This window comes from Sphingopyxis sp. OAS728, assembly GCF_014873485.1.
Lineage (GTDB): Bacteria > Pseudomonadota > Alphaproteobacteria > Sphingomonadales > Sphingomonadaceae > Sphingopyxis.
This window is the reverse complement of record NZ_JADBDT010000001.1, coordinates 914,574-932,428: the sequence shown is the minus strand read 5'-3', so window position 1 is coordinate 932,428 and position 17,855 is coordinate 914,574. Positions and strand designations below refer to the sequence as shown.

The window sequence follows — 17,855 nt, the reverse complement described above, 5'->3', positions numbered from 1 at the left end:
TTGCGGTAAAGGAGGCCGGTCTGTTTTATTTCGGGAGGGACGGGCGGTGCTCGTCAGACCGAGCTCTCGCGGCGCGATATTGCCTGAAGAAAGGACCGGAATAGCGCGAGCTGTGTCACGGTCCCCTGCTGTCCTCAGAGTGCCGCAGCTTGCTTTCGCCAGACTGCCGCTAGCGGAGCCGTCTGTGCGCCCTGATCGGTTCGCCGGGCCTTGGGGGCACCGTCTCGTATTTGTTAACCTTGATCGGTTAATATTGTCGGCGAGAAGGATATGGCATGGCTCGAGCTTTTTTGCTTTTCGTCATAGTGCTTGGGAGTTGTGCTCCCCAAGCCAGGGACATTTCGCTGTCGAGCGTCGACCTGAGCGACATGCAGACGGTACAAGCGATTCAAAAGCAGCTCGGACCTCGCGATGGGGCCGCCTTTGCCGATTTCGTCGTCAGGCATCACGTCAAGTCAGCAAGTTACTGTGGCGACCCGCTCGTTCGCGCCGATGGAGAAGCGCCAGAGACGGTGGGCGAAGCGATCGACCTGTCGGTGCGCCGCGACGCCCTTGAGAGGCAGGCATCGCTCGAGACAAAGGGACCGAAACACCCGCGCGAGCTTGCCAAAGAAGCATGGGATGGATTGATACGCGACAGAGACATTCTGGTCGACGCAAAGGCCCGGCTTAGCTCTGAATACGGTAGTGGAGCTGAACGGCGTCCGGAATGGACGGCGGTCGAGAGGCGGATGGCTGAGATCGATAAAAAACTAGTGGCCATGAAGCCGACGGTTTTTAGTTCCGGCAGTTAGAGAACTCTTATGCCGCCCACCTCCCGCTGCGCACGAAATTGGCGCACGGGGTGAGGGCGACAGGGTTACCCCTGCCGCCCCCCTTTTCACCGCATCCCACGAGCGCGGGCAAGCAGAATGTGGCTGTTTACCGTAACCATTCAGCGACGTAACGGTTCCTACCCCTTTCGGAGTAGAAGCTTGCCGGTGCTCGGCGAGCAAAGCAGTTGCATGTTCTTTTTTGCAGAAGATGTTCGGCGCGCGAGCTCGCCCGCCCCGGCCGCAACGGTACGCCGCCAGTTGCCGAACGTGCTGCAGCAGCCGCAAAAGTCCATGCCGATGCATTTCATCGGCTCGCAGCGTGCTCGATGAATAGAATCCCGTTAAGGAAGGAGCGTGGACGCCTCAAGCTGTCGTCAATCCCGGGGCAGGGGACCCAGATAGCGAGCTGCCGAAGCATCTCTCCAACAATGGATTAACTTCAGGCTTCGTCGGTCCGCCGCACGGCCGAATGCAATCTTGCCAAATGTGCTGACGACGCCGGGGGTCAACAGCGTGGTGCCGTCGCAGCATCGCCAGCCAGATCTAATTACTAGATTGGGTCAGGCTTGCCAATCTTGAAGAGCCGAGGATGTCGCTACGCCATTCGTTGGTTGTCTCGACCTTTCGCATTCGTTGAACGCATAGTAGCGCCGCCGGCGACGCCGGCGACGCAGGCGACGCAGGCGACGCAGGCGACGCAGGCGCTGCGATCTGCCTATGCAGCGCTTCTGTCCCAGACACGAATAGTTACACAGCAGATTCGGCAGCAGAGATGAACGCTCATCATTAGCGAACAGCGCCGAAAAGGGGCCGCGAGGTATGGTGACACCGCCGCTCGCCAACACCACCATCGGCCTAACGTATGTCATTGTCTACGAGTGCCCCAACGAGACGCTCATAGCGGGAGCTGCTCACCGTAGCGACGTCCGGCTGCTTATCCAGCGAACCCATCGCGAAAATTGCCGATGGAAAAAACTCATGATCTGTGCAACCAGAGCCGCGGCAATCTGATAACTAAGCTGAAAGTTAACAAATTTCTGGGACCGGCGGCGCTCGCGTTTCGCGAGCACCGCAAATTTAATTTAAGTTGGACAAGATGGGTCGCCTTGACTGAGATTCAGGGAGGCGGGGATGACGCAGAAGATCAAGATTTCGCTACTGGCGAAACATCAAATTGCGAGAGACGCGCTGCGCGACGTCTTTTCGGGAGAAAATTTCCACATATTACAGGCAGCCTCGAGCGAAACCGCTTTGGTCGGGGCTCGCGGCAGCATTGACGATGATGTCAAAGACCATGTGGTGATAATCGATGGCGGCAATGGTGGGTTTGGCCTAAATGCCTGCGCCGGCGTGACGGCAAGAAAAAAACTGGCGCGGATCGCGCTGTTGCTGGACAAATATATTTTTGATGACGTTTTCGAGGCCTTTCAAATCGGCGTCGATGCGATCCTCATCAGAGGGCCATCGTCTGCGCCCCTGATCGAAGCAATCAAGCTGGTGGCCTTGGGGGAAAAGATGTTTCCGGCCCAACTCGTCAGTGATCTAACCCGATCGGATTCTGGCACGCATGGCGTTCGTGCAACGGGAAACGTCGCTTCAATTGGACTGTCCGGTCGCGAGGCGGAAATTCTCGAGAGCATTATGGCGGGAATGGCAAATAAGGCGATCGCTCGCCAACTTGGAATCTGCGAAGCAACGGTCAAGGTGCATGTGAAGGCCATCCTCCGCAAGCTTGGCGTTGAGAACCGAACGCAAGCGGCGACCTGGGGAGTCATGAACGGCTTGGCGGAGCCGGGGCGGTTTAGAGTGCGCGAAATCGGGCCCGTCCGCAGCGGGCAGTTGCGGTCGGCCCTATCCGGAGAGGCCGCATGAATCGCTATCCCGTCTGAAATGCCGCTACTGTCCCGCGCAACTAACTTCTGCGCTCATCGACGACTATTTCGCCGCCGCCTCGCGCGGCGATCTCTTACGCGAGCAAAAAGGCCCCGCCGGGTTGCGGGGCCTTTCCGTAGTTTGGTGATTATATCACAGCCAAACTGGTCGCGCGGGTGTCACGGCAGATGACTGTGATTTGGTAACAATATCGGAAGTGCGCGGAGGGTCAATTATACCGATGGGGGATAGGGCTGCGTAATCGTGCATGGCTGAAGGCGGGCAACGGGCGAAACTTCGAACGCGATATGCGCGTGGTCTGACGAGCCAAGGAGGGTGGGCAGCGCCTCAAGCTGATTTGTACCGTGGTGCGTCGGGGTCTGTGCTCGGGCAAAGGCGAAAGCCTAGCAAGAGGGAGAGCCGCGGTTAGCGTCGTTGCACCCGTTGTTCCTATCAATATGGTTCGGCCTATAACAACCAACCTGTATCAAAGATTTTCAACGATGAGCGATTGGCAAACTTCCATTGCACATGCGGATATCGCGGACTGGTTGACGGTCGCAGCCTACCTCTTCGCCGCAGTCTTGTGCGCGCGGGCCGCACGGTACGCACGGTATCGGCCGGCCTCTTTTGAGAGGCCTTTCTGGGATCTTGCCGCGGTTGCCATGATTTTTCTCGGGGTCAATGAACTTCTCGACCTCCAGACACTGTTGACGGTGATCGGACGCGCTCATGCAATGGCCAACGGATGGTATCCCGAACGCCGCAGCATCCAGTATCTTTTTGTAGTGGCGCTTGTGATGGGCGCCGTCATCTCTACCGGCCTGGGTTTTTGGCTGACACGCCGATTGCACTGCAGCGTACGACTGGCCCTCGGCGGACTAGTCTTCATCGCCGGTTTCATGTTGGTGCGCGCGGCGTCGTTCCATCATCTGGATGACATTCTCGGCCGCGGAGCAACCGAATTTCCGCTCGGCTCGATACAGGAGATGACGGGTATCCTGCTGGTCGCGGTCGCGGCGCTACAATATCGGCAGGAGTCGCGGGAGCCGGGCGGCGGGGCTGCGGCGCGCCACGGGTCCTCGAGCGGCGATTAACTAGAGATCCAAAAAATTCGATCCGTCATCTGCACGCGCGCACGACGAGCGCTGCATTTGGGTGTCGGGTGGGTTCGGCAAGATCCCAGAAACGGTCTGGCGTGTTTTCGTCTGCGGTCCCGCTCGGAACCTCGATCCTTGGTCCAACCGTCGATTCCGCAGTGCGGCCTCAACATGTCCCATCTTGGAGCAAAAATTTGAGTCGCTTCTTCAGTCGTTTTGGTTAAATGTTACTAAACACGTAACGCAATCAGGCGAGTCGCGCGGGTTATCGCCTCAATCAGGGAGCTACCAACGATGCGAACTTTGATGACGAAAGCGCTACTTGCTGCAGCTGCAGTGATGGCTCTTCCCTCGGCCGCCAGCGCCGCAATTACACTCGGTTCGGTTACGCCCGGCACGGCGGTCTACTCTGGCCCTGCGCCGACCTACGACTTCGAATCGCCGGCCCCGGTTACGGGCGGCCTCGTAACAAACACTAGCGTATCGGGCGTGAGTGCACAGCCCTTCGGCAGCAGCGGCAGCTTCTGGACGGTCGGCCCGACCGATGGCTCGCCGGGAAATCTGGATCTCTCGTCGTTCGGCAATATCTCGAACATCAGTTTCGTCTGGGGCTCGGTTGACGCCTACAACCTCCTCGAGTTCCTCGACATTGATGGCAATGTTCTTGCCAGCTTCACGGGGTCGGATATTTTCAATCCTGCGAACGGCAGTCAGACGGACCCCAATCTGAATCCGGTTGTCCGCTTCAACCTGACCGACGGCAGCCAGACCGCCTTTACGACCCTGCGGCTGAGCTCGACCTCGAACGCGTTCGAGACCGACAACTTCGCAATCAATGCCGTTCCGGAGCCGGCGACTTGGGCTTTGATGATGATCGGCTTCGCCGCCGTTGGCTTCGGCATGCGTCGTCGTCGTCCTCAGGTCACGCCGCGTTTCGCCTAATTCTGCGAACCACTGGAAGAGAGAGGCGGCCATATTTTGGCCGCCTCTTTTTTTGCGCGTGATCGGAAGCTAGCGCGGAACTTGGGTCCACCTTCAAGACGCCAATTCCCAAGCGATGAACTGCGCAACGGAAGGGCGGCTTGATTCCTTCTCCTAATCGTCGACGCGCCCATTGCTTAGAGCTTCCCCACCAGCGACACCAGCAGACCTCTTGTTGCTGCCGGCCAAGCCTTGTCCGGGCATTTGGACCAACCGGCTGATCGAGGAACCGTTCGGATCTGGCATGGCCTTAATGCCGCGAAATGCTGCATTTTTTGCTGGCAGGTCCGGCGCCGGGTCGATTGCGCGAGCACCGCGGCGACAGCGCTAACAGGTTTTCGAGCGTCCAGCACAAGCGCGGCCTACTCCCTCGCCGAGCACGTCGATCTGGAGTGGAAAAACGCGAGCTGGAGCCGTCAAGGCTCAACGAGAATCTTGATCTGCGCCGCTTCAACACCAAGAATGGTGGCGATCTCGCTTCGCACAACAGCAAGTCTGTCGATTTCCTCGACGATTTTTGTTTCAGTGTAAAATGACGCAAGATCGGCAGCCGGAACGCCAAACAATTGGGCAAGGTCTACCAGCCTTCCCCGTTTGGGAAAGGACCTATCGCTCTCCCAATGACTAACGGAGGCAACGCTGACGCCAAGGCTCGCAGCGACGTCATCTTGCATCATCCCGCGCTGAAACCGAAGATGTCGCATTCGGCCGCCCAGCGTCTCCCCCGCAGAATTTGCCAAAGCCGTGTCAGTACGTCTTCGTCTGAAATTTTCGGGTGGATGGTCTTCGTCTCGTCGTGGTGCCGTCGTCACCCTGTCGGCGGCCTCATTCTCGAACTCGCAACCAAACAACTTGCCGCTTGCCCATAGGATCCGCGCGCCAATTCTAACGTCTGGAGAGAAGGCGATCTCCAGAGGCTCGTCGGCAGCCGCGGGTCGATCGGTTTCGATGATAAGGCCCGACGGCGTTGCCAGATGAATTTTCACCAGAACGCCGGGAAGATCTGCTGTCAGTGGTTGTTCCTGCAGCCAAAGCCGCGCTCGCTCGCCATGCGCACTTTCATAATATTCCAGATGTGCGGCTAAAGCCATCGACGCGCCCCGGCAGCGGCGGAGGGCCGCTGGTCACGAGAGCTTACGGCAAACGGCGCAGGGACACCATAGATTTGCTCTCGCCACTACGGGTATTGAAAACGGCACCTATCAGCCGTGTTCTTCATGTTCAGTGCTGACCTTCTCCAGATTGTGCGGATAGGTGAGTCCTTCCGTGAAGCTTGGCGAGAAGGAGAGATCGGACCTCGTCGGCCATGTCGGGCCGTTCGAGCGCGACCGCGAGGTTCGCTTGAATATAGCCGGCCTTCGATCCGCAATCGTAGCGCGCCCCGTCGAAGGTGACGGCGTGGAACGGCTGGTTGCCGATCATCGTCGCCATCGCGTCGGTCAGCTGGATTTCGCCGCCCGCGCCCTTTTCCTGGCGTTCGAGTACGCGCATCACTTCGGGCTGCAGGATGTAGCGGCCCGAAATGATCAGGTTCGACGGCGCGTCGGCGATTGCGGGTTTTTCGACAAGCCCGGTCACTTCGGTCAGCGCGCCGTCGCGCGCACCCGGCGCGATGACGCCATAACTCGACACTTGCTCGTGCGGCACTTCGAGCACCGAGATCAGGTTGCCGCCGACTTGCGTGTAGGCATCGACCATCTGTTTCATGCAGCCGGGCGACCCGTGCATGAATTCGTCGGGGAGGAAGATCGCGAAGGGCTCGTCGCCGACGATGTCGCGCGCGCACCAGATCGCGTGACCCAGCCCGAGCGGTTCCTGTTGGCGGACATAGGCGCAGGCGCCGGGGCCGAGCCTTGTCGGTCCCAGAACCGACAGATCCTTGCCGCGTTCGGACATCGTCTTTTCGAGTTCGAAGGCGACGTCGAAATGATCCTCGATCGCGCTTTTGCCGCGGCCGGTGACGAAGATCATCTGCTCGATCCCCGCCTCGCGCGCTTCGTCGACCGCATATTGGATCAACGGCCGGTCGACGACGGGCAGCATCTCCTTGGGGATCGCCTTGGTCGCGGGCAGGAAGCGCGTGCCGAGGCCGGCGACGGGAAAGACGGCTTTGCGGATCGGTTTCATAAGCGTCCTCCTATCAAAATATGTTTAAGACAGTCTCAACTTGGCACGGTTCTACGTAGTGCGAGGTTGCAAAACGGTGGGCCTCCGGCGAAAATAAGTGCCTCGGGCGGTAGCCAGTAGTGTCTCGGAAACGGAAAATCGCGCCTATCCGACGTGTTACGGCCCTGCTACGCCATACGCACGGACCGGCGGGCGCAATTTGCGCCTATGTCGGTTGCTGATGAGGGGAGCGAACGTGGAAACAGCTTGGGACTGGATTACCGTTTTTACATTTGCCGGGCTTGCGACCTTACTTCTGCAACGGTCAGCAGAAGAGGAGCCGCGCGACCATCTTTGGCAATATGCACCTCCGGCGGTGGGCTGTGCGCTAGTCAACTATGTTGGCAATGAGGGCTATCACGCGCCAGCGGCGGTGATTTTCGTGGCGGTCGTTGTGTACATCTTCAAGGTGCTCAATGTGCCGATCCCCTTTGTCAAACCCTAGTCTTGACTATCGTGGCGAGGATTGCGGTACCTGCCGGCAGCCAAAGTGGGCTTCCATCTTTCGTATGCAGCATGGCGTGTATCGGGTGGAGCTCCCGTCTCGCTGATGGTCCTGCAGGCCCTTGTCGGCTTTCAGAGCCCGCGTCATCACCACAGTATATTGCCGATCTATCATGACTGTGGGGCGTTCAATTTCGCCAGTGGCTCGGTCGAGGCATTTTGATACGAAAGGCCGCCAGCGCGCGATAATCGATAATGACTTGAAGCAACAGACTCTCGCCCGGAGAATATCAGGGCGGACCATAAGTATTGGAGAACCAGACGCAGCGTCCAAAGTTTCGGCAGCAGAGGCCGCCGAAACGCGATGTTATTATAACCGGCTGTAAGTGGGGTCAGGGCAGGTACTAGATGGAAAATTTGCGGACCAAATCGATGGAGGGCTCATGGTCCCCAGTTCGCGTGGTCGATCCGGCAGCCAACACGCCTGGTATGTTTTCGTCTGCCCGCGACAAACGAACCTTCCTCTATGGCCTCTCACTCCTCCTCGACATTATGGCATTGATTGGCGGGTATCTGTGCGCCCTCGAACTGCGTGATGAACGTTGGCTCGCCGCAGGAGGGCAGTCGATCATCTTTATTGCGCTGCCAATCTTCATAATGTTCGAGATAGCGCGCGAGGCACAGGATGTTGAGACCCTTGGAAATCGGCTTGTGGCGATCCGACGCTCGCTGGGGGCGTTGGGCGCGACAGCTTTCGTTATCATCGGAATGGGTTTCCTTTTCAAATCGCAAGAAATTTCCCGGCTGGGTCTTGCCGTCACCTTTGGTGCCGCGGCGATCCTCATCATTGCCGCGAAGATTTTTCTGGACGCTGTCGTAAAACGCATCTTGGGCGATGCTGTGTTGGCCACGATCCTGATATTGGACGGCCTCGATGCGCGGCCTGAACCATATGCGTCGGTCGTTAATGTCGGTTCCGAAGGGTTATGGCCCGATCCGGACCGCCCGGACATGATCGATGCTTTATCGCGGTTGATCGCACCTTACGATCGGGTGATCATCTCGTGCCATTATGATCACCGTCCCGCGTGGGCGACATTTTTAAAAGGGCATGACGTCGGCGGCGAAATCCTGTTGGATCGCGATCTCCTCCATGGTGCCGTTGCAATCGGCGACTATGATAATCGGGACACGATCGTGCTTTCGCGCGGACCGCTCAATCTTGTAAACCGCATTCAGAAGCGGTCGCTCGACCTCGTGGTGGCGCTGATCGCGATCGTCCTCCTCATGCCGCTCCTGATAGGCGTGGCGATCGCGATACGGCTTGAAGGGCCCGGCCCTATTTTCTTCCGGCAGCTGCGTGTAGGGCAGGGGAACCGCCAGTTCCGGATTTTCAAATTCCGCTCGATGCACGTCGAAAGCACCGACAGTGCGGGCAACCGCTCAACCAGTCGCGGCGACGAACGCATTACTCGCGTCGGCCGCATCATCCGCCGGACGAGCGTCGACGAACTGCCCCAACTCCTCAATGTGCTTCGCGGCGACATGAGCATGGTAGGCCCCCGTCCCCACGCATTGGGTTCCACAGCAGGCGATGAGCTGTTCTGGCACGCGTCACGACAATATTGGCTTCGGCACGCTCTTAAACCCGGCATTACTGGCTTGGCACAAATTCGGGGCTATCGGGGCGCCACCGAGCGCGTGGAAGACATCGACCGTCGGGTCCGATGCGATCTGGAGTATCTCTCCAACTGGTCGCTTTGGAACGATGTCATCATTCTGCTGAAGACAGTCCGCGTCGTCATGCACAAGAACGCGTATTGAGCGCTTGGCGCTGAGGATATCATGAGTTCGCTCGACATCAGATTGGCAGGCAATGGTCGCTCGCCTAGGCAGACCCCATGCGTATAGTCGGCCTATTGCTAATTCTCCTGTCGATCCCGGTGCTCATCGGTTGGCTTCGACGATATCCCAAGCAACGGAAATGGGCCTATCTTGGTATCGGCGCCCTGCCGTTTCTTATCAGCGCATTTAATCTTGATGCTGCTTTCGTCACGTGGCCGGCATGGCCGGGATATGCGAAGGGGATTGTGGTATCGCTCCTCGACACGCTGGCGATCGCGATACTCGCGACCAGTCGGCGCCCCTTTAGGAAGTTGCCGTTTCTCCCGCCGTTTCTTTCATATCTTTTCGCAGTCGCGCTCTCGCTGGCCGTTTCCAGCCTGCCGATGAGTTCGTTTTTCTATCTGTCTCAGCTTGTGCGCGTGCTTCTCATATTTGTCGCCGTAGCATCCTTTGCAGGAGATCCGCGCGCTATCAGGTGGCTGAGCTTCGGGCTGGCTCTTGGTGCCATTTTCCAAGCTGTCGTAACAATTGATCAACGTCTGTCGGGCGTCGTTCAGGCCGCGGGGACGATGGGCCATCAAAACCTCTTGGGCCTCATGCTGCATTTCGTGACATTGCCGCTCTTGGCACTTCTGCTCGCAGGCGAGCGCAGCAAGCTGATCATGTTCGGCGTGCTCGCCGCACTCGTTGCCGTTGCGCTCGGCGCTTCGCGAGGTACTGTCGGTTTCGTCGCCATAGGGGTGGCGTTTCTATTCGTGCTTTCGCTCGCGCGTCGACCGACTACGCACAAATGGAAAATAGTAGGACTCGCTGTTGTCGCACTTGCCATCGTCGGCCCGATCGCGATGACGAGTTTCCAGGAACGTTTTACAGTTAGACCGGTCAGTCAAGGCTCGGACGAGGAGCGGCTTGCATTCGAGCGCGCGGCGAAATCGATGTGGCGCGACCATCCGATGGGAGTGGGTGCAAACCAATATGTCGTGGTTGCAAATTCGCAAGGCTACTCGGCGCGGGCTGGTGTCATCTGGAACTGGGCCAGTCGTTCGGCAAACGTACATAACATGTATCTTCTCGCCGCCGCCGAAACGGGCTGGCCGGGATTTCTGACATTTATCGCCCTTTTGCTCATTCCGATTTTTCGCGGCCTCGTCTTCGCGTTTCGCAATCGCCGCGACGCACGAGGCGAGATCGTGCTCGGCGCGAGCGTGACGTTCATAATATTGGGACTACACGGGCTCTATGAGTGGGTATTTGTTGTTTATCATGCACAATATGTCTTCGCGATAGCACTGGGGATCGTGGCCGGATGCATCCGGCAGATGAAGACCGAGCGGCAGTCTCAGGCAAGAGCTGCGCGATCGCACCGTCCGGCATCCATCAAAATCGCGCCAGCTTCTCCTTTGGCGCACGCGCCCGAAAAAGGCCGTTGAGCGACCGTGTCATTGGCCGTTCTATCCCCGCGTGAAGTCCCTCAGCCGCCAAAAGCGAGAGCCCGGCAATGACAAATGCAGCGACCGCGGGCTCGAGCTTTCTAATCAAGGGCACTTCTGCCGCCAGCGCGATGGTCAAGGTGATGATGACCAGATGGATCAGATACAAGACATAGCTGCTGTTGCCGAAATGACTGAACTTCCGAAGAGCCTTTTTGAAGCCATTAGCGTTTTCCCAAATCACCGCGCCCGCCACGAGCAGGGTGCTGGGAATTCCCCAAATTATAACTGAGGGAAGGCGATCATAACCGGCGGCAATCCCGGCCGCGAACAAGACCAGTCCAAAAACCACGATCATCGGACCACCTCGTTGTGGGAGCCGGCCTGTGGCGAGAAGCCATCCTATAGCGGTTCCGGCGATGAATTCCAGGAGCAGGCTATTGGTAACGAGACGTCCAAATGCGCCGTCCGCGGGGAGAAGAAAGCCCGTGGCGATGGAGAGCGTGAAGGCTAAGCCCAACGTGATCAGGCCCCGCGTCGGGCCGAGCTTCATTGCGATGCCGAAGCAAATGTAGAAAAACATCTCGAACGACAACGTCCATGCGGGCCCGATTATGGCCGAGGCATACTCGGGAGCGAGCGCAAGCGCACCCCAGATTTCCGAGCCCTCAAGCAGGTAGGGGCTGCCCAGCATGTAGTGGATAACGAGATAGAAAGTAGCACAGACCCAATACATTGGGTAGATTCTCAAGACCCGCTTGCGAAGAAAATCACGGGCGATGAACTTCTGATCCAAACGGGTCGTATAGACCATGATGAACCCACTAATTACGAAGAATATGTGGACGCCAACGGCGCCAAAGGCAAAGAGATAGGATTCGGCGGGAAAGGCGGGACTGGCAAAGCGCGCCGAAATTGCTTGCTGACCATGGTAAAGAACGACGAGCAGCGCCGCAACCGCTCGAAGCAACTGGATGGAATGCATCGTTCCATTTTTGGATATGGACCTGTGCGGCGTAACCGCGGAATCGTTATGCTCGTTGTTGGCCATGGTGTCCCCCGCTGTGCGTTCACCCATATCAGCATTCTTGCGAATGTCAGTTGCGCTGGAGGGTCTGCCTGCTATCCCATTGTTCGCGGGCTGGGCGAGATGGCTTGCGCCGGTTGGATTCCGTCGAGAAAGCATCACAGACGCGTGCAGGAAAGCCAGATAGGACCTTCCGATCCGGTCGCCCTCGATGCCAATGCGTCGTCCAGGGTCCGGACCTTCGTTCAGCGCAGGCTACAGCTCATCGGATCGGCGGGATGGGTGGCAGGAGCTCATATCGCGCAACAGATTTTGAGGCTAGCTTCGAACGTCGTCCTCGCGTGGCTTCTGGCGCCTGCACTGCTCGGAACGATGCTACTCATCAACACGCTGCGCACCGGCGGCGAACTGCTGACCGATGTCGGCGTCGGTCAGAGCATCGTCAATAATCGACGGGGCATTGAGCCGGACTTCTACAACACGGCCTGGACGATCCAGATCGTTCGCGGTTTGCTGCTCTTCGTCTTGGCGATGCTGTTGACGGTGCCGATCGCGCACGCCTACGACAATCCACAGTTGCTGGTACTTCTGCCGGCAGTCGCCCCCATATTCATCTTGACGGGACTGACATCGCCGGCGCGTTTTCTCCTGCAAAAGCAGCTTCAAGTACGGAAACTGGCTCTATTCGACCTCGGCACTTCGTTGTTCGGAATAGTCGTTCAGATTGGCCTCGCATTATATACCCCAACCATCTGGGCTCTCGTTTTTGGACTTCTGATCGGGACTGCTGCACCGGCCGCCGCGAGTTTTTTCTTGATCGACTGGCGGACGCACAGGCTTCGGTGGGATAAGGAAGCGGTGAAGGCGATTCTCCATTTCGGGAAATGGATATTTCTTGCGTCTCTCATCTACTTCCTGGCGATGAATTTTGATCGGCTGTACTTCGCCGACACCATTTCCTTTGCTGCACTCGGTGTCTACGGAATCGCGAGAACATTTGCCGATACGATAATGCAGCTGTTCCAACGCATGGGCAGCCTCCTGATCTTTCCCAAAGTGGCAGCATCCAACCAGCGAGGGCCCGACCTCCAGCGAGCAATCCGACCGATGCGATTGGCAGTGCTTTGTCTCGTCGCTGTGGGACTTGCGCTAGGCACGGCCATCGCGGATGAGTTCATCTTCCTGTTCTACGATGCGCGGTACCACGAGGCGGGACTATTTCTGACAATATTGCTCGTCGGAAGCTGGTTCGGTATTCTCGCCACAATGGCAGACGCGATGATGATGGGGGTTGGCAAGCCGTCGGGCGTGGCATTCAGTAATGGCGGAAAACTTGCGGTCATCGCAATCGCACTTCCATTCGTGTTGCCGCGGTATGGCATGAATGCGGCACTCGCCATTTTCGTCCTTGCCGAAGCCGTCCGCTATGCCGTTCTTGCTTGGCGCAAGCGCGGTGTCGGTCTCAGTTTTCTCAGGCAGGATGCCGCGTTGACTTTCATGTTTTTCCTTCTGATATTTTTGTTTCGGGAGGCGAGCATGCTTGCGGGATTGACAGGCGGGGTGGACGCATGGATCGCTCAGGCGCGCTTCGCACATGAATGATGGCGCGAAGCTTGGGTTGGTTGCGATAGGCCGCAATGAGGGGGAACGGCTCAAGCGTTGCCTCGGGTCGGTCGATCAACAGATACCGATCGTCTATGTCGACAGCGCGTCAACGGACGACAGCGTGGTGTTCGCCCGCTCCATCGGCGTGCATGTTGTCCAACTGGACCTGGCGAAACCCTTCACCGCGGCGCGGGCGCGCAACGCCGGCTTCGAAGCAATTCTCGGCATTAGTCCCGCTGTCGAGTTTATTCAGTTTGTTGATGGTGACTGCGAACTCGAGCCTGGCTGGTTGGCGGCTGCGGACATGTTTTTGAGATCCGAGCCGAGTGCCGCCGCCGTGTGCGGCAGACGGCGTGAGCGCTATCCCGAACGGAGCATCTATAACAGGATGTGCGATGGCGAATGGGATACGCCGATCGGAGAAGCCGACGCGTGCGGCGGTGATGCAATGTTCAGGGTCGAGGCTTTGGCGCAGGCGCGAGGATATGATCCCGAGCTCATTGCCGGCGAGGAGCCCGAACTTTGTTTCCGGCTGCGCGGGGCGGGCTGGGGGGTGTGGCGAATTGACCGCCCCATGACGATTCATGACGCCGACATGCACCGCGCGCGCCAATGGTGGATGCGCGCCGTCAGAAGCGGATTTGGGTATGCGCAGGTCTGGCTAAAGACAAGAGGAGCCAGCATATCGCCGCTCTATGGGCGGCAAGTGGCTAGCGCCCTTGGCTGGACGATCGGCGTCGCGCTGGCGGCTATTGTCTTGTTATTCGCGGTCGGGCCATTGAGCGCCGCTGCTCCTCCTCTTCTCTGGTTAGTTCAGTTGGCGAGGCTTTCCATCCGCGGCGGCATCACATGGGGTTGGCATATGCTCTTCGGAAAGTTCGCCGAAACGATCGGAATTCTGCGTTTCGCTGCAAGCTGGATCGCCGGCAAAAAACAGGGCGCGATACTCTATAAATGAGCGACATTGCCTATCTGGTCAGCGATCTACACGCGCCATCTCACACCTTTGTACGGCGCGAGATCGAGGCGCTTCGCGCTCTGGGCGTGGGTGTTACGCCCTATACGATACGCCGCGGGGCATCGACAGCAACTGCGGCTGAGAACCTTCTTGGTCGGTCTTTTATCACCTACTTAACAGCGCTGGGCTGGGCGTTATTGACCGGGCCTCGCCGGTTTGTGGCGAGCTGGCTCTTGGCGCTGCGCCACCGCGTGCCGGGGCTAAAGTCACTGATTTGGTCGCAGTTTCATTTCATCGAAGCCATGCTGCTGGCCCGTTTGCTCGACCGTGCCGGTGCGAGCCGGTTGCACAATCATTTCGCCAATAGCGGCGCAACCGTCGGATTGATCGCTGCCCGTTATAGCCGGATCCCTTGGAGCCTCACGCTTCATGGTATATCCGAGACGGACTATCCCGCCGGCCCGCTTCTCGCCGAAAAGCTCAAAGCGGCGTCTTTTGTCGCGTGCGCCAGTTTCTTCATGCGCGCCCAGGCGATGCGCATCGTTGATCCGTTGCACTGGGGCAAGATGGCTGTCGTAAGATGCGGGATCGATATGAGGGTGTTGCCGCACCCCGAACCGCATATTGATGGCGCACCGACGAGAATGATCTGCGTTGGCCGACTGTCCGCTGAAAAGGGCCACTTCGGTTTGCTGGATGCGCTCGCGACTCTCGCATCGGGTGGAGCCGAGTTCCATTTGACTCTGGTCGGGGAGGGGCCGATGGGGCCGGCCATCGAGCGGCGGGCCGCTGAGCTCCACCTTCTCCGGCACATCCGGCTCACTGGTGCCTTGTCCGAGGCTGAGACTCTCGCCGAGATAGCGGCGGCTGACATACTTATTCTGCCCAGCTTGATGGAAGGTTTGCCCGTCGTGCTAATCGAAGCCATGGCGATGCGGCGTCCCGTCGTGGCGAGCCGGGTTGCCGGTATACCCGAACTGGTCACAGATCGCGCCGAAGGTTTGCTGTTTACGCCTTCGGACTGGGAGGATCTTTCTCGAAAAATCGGCGTGTTGGCCGCAGCGCGAGGCGATTGGCATAATATGGGTAACGCCGGTCGCATCAAGGTCGAGAAGGAGTTTCGGGTCGAGCTTTCCGCAGCGAAGATGGCACGGCTTTTCTCGGGGGAGATAATTTCGTGAGGGTTTTCGACTATTTTGAACGGATACGCATCATCAATCTCCCCTACCGTACAGACCGGCGCCGCGCCATGAATCGCGAACTCGCGAAGGTTGGGTTGGTAGGCGACCCGCGCGTGAGTTACTTCGACGCCATCAGGCCTGAGGATGCGGGGAGTTTTACTTCAATCGGCGCTCGCGGCGTCTATGCCAGTCAGAAGATTCTCCTGCGCGACGCCGCTGCCGCAGGCGAATCATTGCTCATCCTGGAAGATGACTGCATCTTCTCGCCAGATGCTGAAAACCGGACCTTCCATGACGAGTGGGATATATTCTACGGCGGATATCACGCTTCTCTTCCGACTGACCTTGCGCGCAGCGACATTCAGGGTGCTCATATGATGGGCTTCTCGCGACGGGGCGCGAAGTTGATGTCCGACTATCTCGAGCAGCTGGAGTATGAGGGGATCCATCCACCAATTGACGGCGCGTACGTCTGGTTTCGGCGCGCAAATCCCGCAGTGCGCACGTTATTCGCGGAGCCACCGCTGGCCGGACAGCGGCCGTCGCGTAGCGACATCGCATCGCTTGCCTGGTTCGATCGTCTACCATTCCTGCGCGGGGCTGCCACCTTGGCGCGAGGATTTCGCCGGGGCGCGAGCCGTAAATAGCGGCTGGTCAAAGCCCAAGAATATCCCAGCGCGGCCGAGACAAATTTGGGTTAGCGGCCGTAGCTGTTGTCGTCGGTGTCGACCTCAAACCTGGAGCACATCTGCTCAATGAATGTCCCGCGCGCGGGTGGTGCATCGCGTAGACCCTGGAGACGTGAGTGCCACATATGGACCGCGCGGGTCTCTTTCGTCAGCATCGCTCTGACGACATCGGCGGGCTCGTAGAGAGAAAGGGCGTCCTTGTATCGGACAGGATAAAACACATCGGGAGTGGATGCCTGCGCCATGAGTTTGTTTCGCTTAATTGCATAAGTCAGGAGGCCGGCGCTAAAGGTGCCCCAAGGATAATCCTCAAGTTCGATCGGTCCCTCCCGCCACCGGCGCCAGAGAAATTTCAGCCGGTTCCTGGGACCATACCAAGGCGGCACCATATTGGCGCGGGGTATCGACTGGAGGTCTTTCACAAGCGACGATGCCGCAGGAGCGTAGATGACCGCATTATTGATCCAGCCTTCGTACTCGAGCCCAAAAACATAGCTCGAGTCATCTTCGATCGGCCGCAAGAAGATAAAATCCATATCGACCCAGCAGCCAAGGCCTTTCGCGAGGAGCTCGATGCGCCACAGATTTGCGCCAAGAGCAACCGAGCCGCTGTCGCGATATCGCAGTAGTCGTTCCCGAGGCATAACTTCTGAAGCATTGCGCAGCGTCGTGCCCGGGGGGACGCCAGTAAGCGATCCCGGATCATAGCTCCAAAGCGTGAACTCATGTCCCATCGCCTTTGCGGAGGCGAGGCACAGTCGCTCGAGATAGTTAAGTCGTGGCCCGACCCAAAGAGAGTTGAGGGGAAGTAGAGGCATCGTAGTCCTTTAGCCGCCGAATTCTGAAAGGGTTGACCGGCCGTTGATCACCAGATCGTGCGTCCTGAAAAAATGGCCGGTAATGGCGACATAAGTGCCCGCCTGTCAGGAGGAAGGATCGGTGAGATTATAATATTTTCCGTAATCGGGACCACCGTATCCGTAGCCATAACTATCACCCAGTCCGCCGCTATACCGATTGAGAATGGTGCCCACGCACGGCGTCGGCGACAGCATGGCCAGTACGTCCAAGATATGCCTCCGCGTCGTTTTGCCGGAATCGACGACGAGAATATATCCGTCGAGCTGCGACAAACTGATCATCGCGTCGTCACTTGCGAAGGCGGGGGGGAGGTCGAATAATATCGTAGAGGCTTCACACCGGCCGCGCAGATTCTCGATCATCTGCGTAAACCGGTCACCCGCCAGCAGCTCCGCGGTGTTGCTCGTCCGCCGTACCGACGGAAAAAGTCCCAGGTTCGTCCCTTCGATCCGGTGACCGATTTCGGTCAGATCGACGACGCTGCCTTCGAGGAAACTTTCGACGCCGCGCTCCGGCACAAGTCCGACCTCCTCGGCGAGTGAAGCTCTGCGAATATCGAGATCGACAAGAAATACTGGCTCCTCGACGACGCGAGCGAGCGAGCTGGCCAGATTCATCGAGAGAAAGGATTTGCCAGCCGCCGGGGTGGCCGAAGTGATGCCGACCAGTCGATGGCCATCTTCCCTGAGTTTTTTTGCGAAACTCGTGCGGAGCAGATTGAACGGGCGCGCGCGCGCGTCGCGGTTGTCGAAACCGACGATACGGTGCTTTTTGACCTCCGAAATCGGCGGGGTGAAGCCTGCTAGATTTGCCAACCTTAAAATGGTCGTGTCACCAGGGGAGGGCGGGTTAGCGTCAGCCATGTATCAACCTTAGAGAGG

17 protein-coding genes are annotated in these 17,855 nt (G+C 58.3%); 12 read left to right on the top strand and 5 right to left on the bottom strand.

The window, feature by feature from the left end; translation table 11 throughout:
• Positions 1-275: 275 nt before the first annotated feature.
• From GGC65_RS04345 to GGC65_RS04325, 5 genes are all read left to right on the top strand, one after another.
• Positions 276-794 carry a hypothetical protein gene (locus GGC65_RS04345; RefSeq protein ID WP_192646039.1) on the top strand — a complete coding sequence of 173 codons (519 nt, stop codon included), beginning with the start codon at positions 276-278 and terminating at the stop codon, positions 792-794.
• Positions 795-974: 180 nt separating this feature from the next.
• Complete coding sequence (locus GGC65_RS04340) at positions 975-1,145, top strand: hypothetical protein (RefSeq protein ID WP_192646038.1); 171 nt, start codon at positions 975-977, stop codon at positions 1,143-1,145.
• Positions 1,146-1,946: 801 nt separating this feature from the next.
• On the top strand, positions 1,947-2,687 hold the full coding sequence (locus GGC65_RS04335; protein WP_192646037.1) for a LuxR C-terminal-related transcriptional regulator: 741 nt from the start codon (positions 1,947-1,949) through the stop codon (positions 2,685-2,687).
• Between the two features lie 503 nt (positions 2,688-3,190).
• A complete protein-coding gene (locus GGC65_RS04330) occupies positions 3,191-3,784 on the top strand; it encodes a hypothetical protein (RefSeq protein ID WP_192646036.1) in 594 nt (197 codons plus the stop codon).
• A 297-nt stretch (positions 3,785-4,081) separates the two neighbouring features.
• The gene (locus GGC65_RS04325) at positions 4,082-4,729 is read left to right on the top strand and encodes a PEPxxWA-CTERM sorting domain-containing protein (protein ID WP_192646035.1); all 648 of its coding nucleotides are present in this window, start codon (positions 4,082-4,084) and stop codon (positions 4,727-4,729) included.
• Between the two features lie 455 nt (positions 4,730-5,184).
• Here the strand turns inward: GGC65_RS04325 and GGC65_RS04320 are convergent, their stop codons facing one another.
• Positions 5,185-5,859 (bottom strand): helix-turn-helix domain-containing protein, encoded by a 675-nt coding sequence (locus tag GGC65_RS04320; RefSeq protein WP_192646034.1) that lies wholly within the window; start codon positions 5,857-5,859, stop codon positions 5,185-5,187.
• 130 nt (positions 5,860-5,989) lie between these two features.
• The gene (gene galU / locus GGC65_RS04315; protein ID WP_192646033.1) at positions 5,990-6,895 is read right to left on the bottom strand and encodes a UTP--glucose-1-phosphate uridylyltransferase GalU; all 906 of its coding nucleotides are present in this window, start codon (positions 6,893-6,895) and stop codon (positions 5,990-5,992) included.
• A gap of 235 nt (positions 6,896-7,130) precedes the next feature.
• Here galU and GGC65_RS04310 point away from each other — a divergent pair, with 235 nt between their 5' ends.
• The 3 genes from GGC65_RS04310 (at position 7,131) to GGC65_RS04300 (ending at position 10,653) form a co-directional block, all read left to right on the top strand.
• The gene (locus tag GGC65_RS04310; RefSeq protein WP_192646032.1) at positions 7,131-7,379 is read left to right on the top strand and encodes an XrtV sorting system accessory protein; all 249 of its coding nucleotides are present in this window, start codon (positions 7,131-7,133) and stop codon (positions 7,377-7,379) included.
• Between the two features lie 458 nt (positions 7,380-7,837).
• Positions 7,838-9,202, top strand: coding sequence for a sugar transferase (locus tag GGC65_RS23690; protein ID WP_318780117.1), 1,365 nt, complete (start codon positions 7,838-7,840; stop codon positions 9,200-9,202).
• A gap of 77 nt (positions 9,203-9,279) precedes the next feature.
• The gene (locus GGC65_RS04300) at positions 9,280-10,653 is read left to right on the top strand and encodes an O-antigen ligase family protein (RefSeq protein WP_192646031.1); all 1,374 of its coding nucleotides are present in this window, start codon (positions 9,280-9,282) and stop codon (positions 10,651-10,653) included.
• Here the strand turns inward: GGC65_RS04300 and GGC65_RS04295 are convergent.
• Positions 10,601-11,704 carry an acyltransferase family protein gene (locus tag GGC65_RS04295; RefSeq protein ID WP_192646030.1) on the bottom strand — a complete coding sequence of 368 codons (1,104 nt, stop codon included), beginning with the start codon at positions 11,702-11,704 and terminating at the stop codon, positions 10,601-10,603. The two genes, GGC65_RS04300 and GGC65_RS04295, sit on opposite strands and share 53 nt — an antisense overlap.
• 144 nt (positions 11,705-11,848) lie before the next feature.
• On the opposite strand from GGC65_RS04295, the gene GGC65_RS04290 reads away from it, so the two are divergent.
• From GGC65_RS04290 to GGC65_RS04275, 4 genes are read left to right on the top strand one after another with little or no spacing between them, the layout of a single operon-like run.
• Complete coding sequence (locus tag GGC65_RS04290) at positions 11,849-13,282, top strand: oligosaccharide flippase family protein (protein WP_192646029.1); 1,434 nt, start codon at positions 11,849-11,851, stop codon at positions 13,280-13,282.
• Positions 13,275-14,243 (top strand): glycosyltransferase family 2 protein, encoded by a 969-nt coding sequence (locus GGC65_RS04285; RefSeq protein ID WP_192646028.1) that lies wholly within the window; start codon positions 13,275-13,277, stop codon positions 14,241-14,243. Before GGC65_RS04290 ends, GGC65_RS04285 begins: the two co-directional genes overlap by 8 nt.
• Positions 14,240-15,424 carry a glycosyltransferase gene (locus GGC65_RS04280; RefSeq protein ID WP_192646027.1) on the top strand — a complete coding sequence of 395 codons (1,185 nt, stop codon included), beginning with the start codon at positions 14,240-14,242 and terminating at the stop codon, positions 15,422-15,424. Before GGC65_RS04285 ends, GGC65_RS04280 begins: the two co-directional genes overlap by 4 nt.
• On the top strand, positions 15,421-16,071 hold the full coding sequence (locus GGC65_RS04275) for an LPS biosynthesis glycosyltransferase (RefSeq protein ID WP_192646026.1): 651 nt from the start codon (positions 15,421-15,423) through the stop codon (positions 16,069-16,071). The genes GGC65_RS04280 and GGC65_RS04275 overlap by 4 nt, the downstream gene beginning before the upstream one ends.
• A gap of 50 nt (positions 16,072-16,121) precedes the next feature.
• Here GGC65_RS04275 and GGC65_RS04270 read toward each other — a convergent pair whose 3' ends face one another.
• Both GGC65_RS04270 and GGC65_RS04265 read right to left on the bottom strand, forming a co-directional pair.
• Positions 16,122-16,847, bottom strand: a complete 726-nt coding sequence (locus tag GGC65_RS04270) for a hypothetical protein (RefSeq protein ID WP_192646025.1) — start codon at positions 16,845-16,847, stop codon at positions 16,122-16,124.
• Between the two features lie 189 nt (positions 16,848-17,036).
• On the bottom strand, positions 17,037-17,837 hold the full coding sequence (locus GGC65_RS04265) for a CpsD/CapB family tyrosine-protein kinase (RefSeq protein WP_192646024.1): 801 nt from the start codon (positions 17,835-17,837) through the stop codon (positions 17,037-17,039).
• Positions 17,838-17,855: the final 18 nt, after the last annotated feature.

What these genes read in the sequence shown, in the direction of transcription:
- GGC65_RS04345 (WP_192646039.1), top strand. Translation starts at nt 276, where the DNA reads ATGGCTCGAGCTTTTTTGCTTTTCGTCATAGTGCTTGGGAGTTGTGCT.
- GGC65_RS04335 (WP_192646037.1), top strand. Translation starts at nt 1,947, where the DNA reads ATGACGCAGAAGATCAAGATTTCGCTACTGGCGAAACATCAAATTGCG.
- GGC65_RS04330 (WP_192646036.1), top strand. Translation starts at nt 3,191, where the DNA reads ATGAGCGATTGGCAAACTTCCATTGCACATGCGGATATCGCGGACTGG.
- GGC65_RS04325 (WP_192646035.1), top strand. Translation starts at nt 4,082, where the DNA reads ATGCGAACTTTGATGACGAAAGCGCTACTTGCTGCAGCTGCAGTGATG.
- GGC65_RS04320 (WP_192646034.1), bottom strand. Translation starts at nt 5,859, where the DNA reads ATGGCTTTAGCCGCACATCTGGAATATTATGAAAGTGCGCATGGCGAG.
- galU (WP_192646033.1), bottom strand. Translation starts at nt 6,895, where the DNA reads ATGAAACCGATCCGCAAAGCCGTCTTTCCCGTCGCCGGCCTCGGCACG.
- GGC65_RS04300 (WP_192646031.1), top strand. Translation starts at nt 9,280, where the DNA reads ATGCGTATAGTCGGCCTATTGCTAATTCTCCTGTCGATCCCGGTGCTC.
- GGC65_RS04295 (WP_192646030.1), bottom strand. Translation starts at nt 11,704, where the DNA reads ATGGCCAACAACGAGCATAACGATTCCGCGGTTACGCCGCACAGGTCC.
- GGC65_RS04285 (WP_192646028.1), top strand. Translation starts at nt 13,275, where the DNA reads ATGAATGATGGCGCGAAGCTTGGGTTGGTTGCGATAGGCCGCAATGAG.
- GGC65_RS04280 (WP_192646027.1), top strand. Translation starts at nt 14,240, where the DNA reads ATGAGCGACATTGCCTATCTGGTCAGCGATCTACACGCGCCATCTCAC.
- GGC65_RS04270 (WP_192646025.1), bottom strand. Translation starts at nt 16,847, where the DNA reads ATGGGACATGAGTTCACGCTTTGGAGCTATGATCCGGGATCGCTTACT.
- GGC65_RS04265 (WP_192646024.1), bottom strand. Translation starts at nt 17,837, where the DNA reads ATGGCTGACGCTAACCCGCCCTCCCCTGGTGACACGACCATTTTAAGG.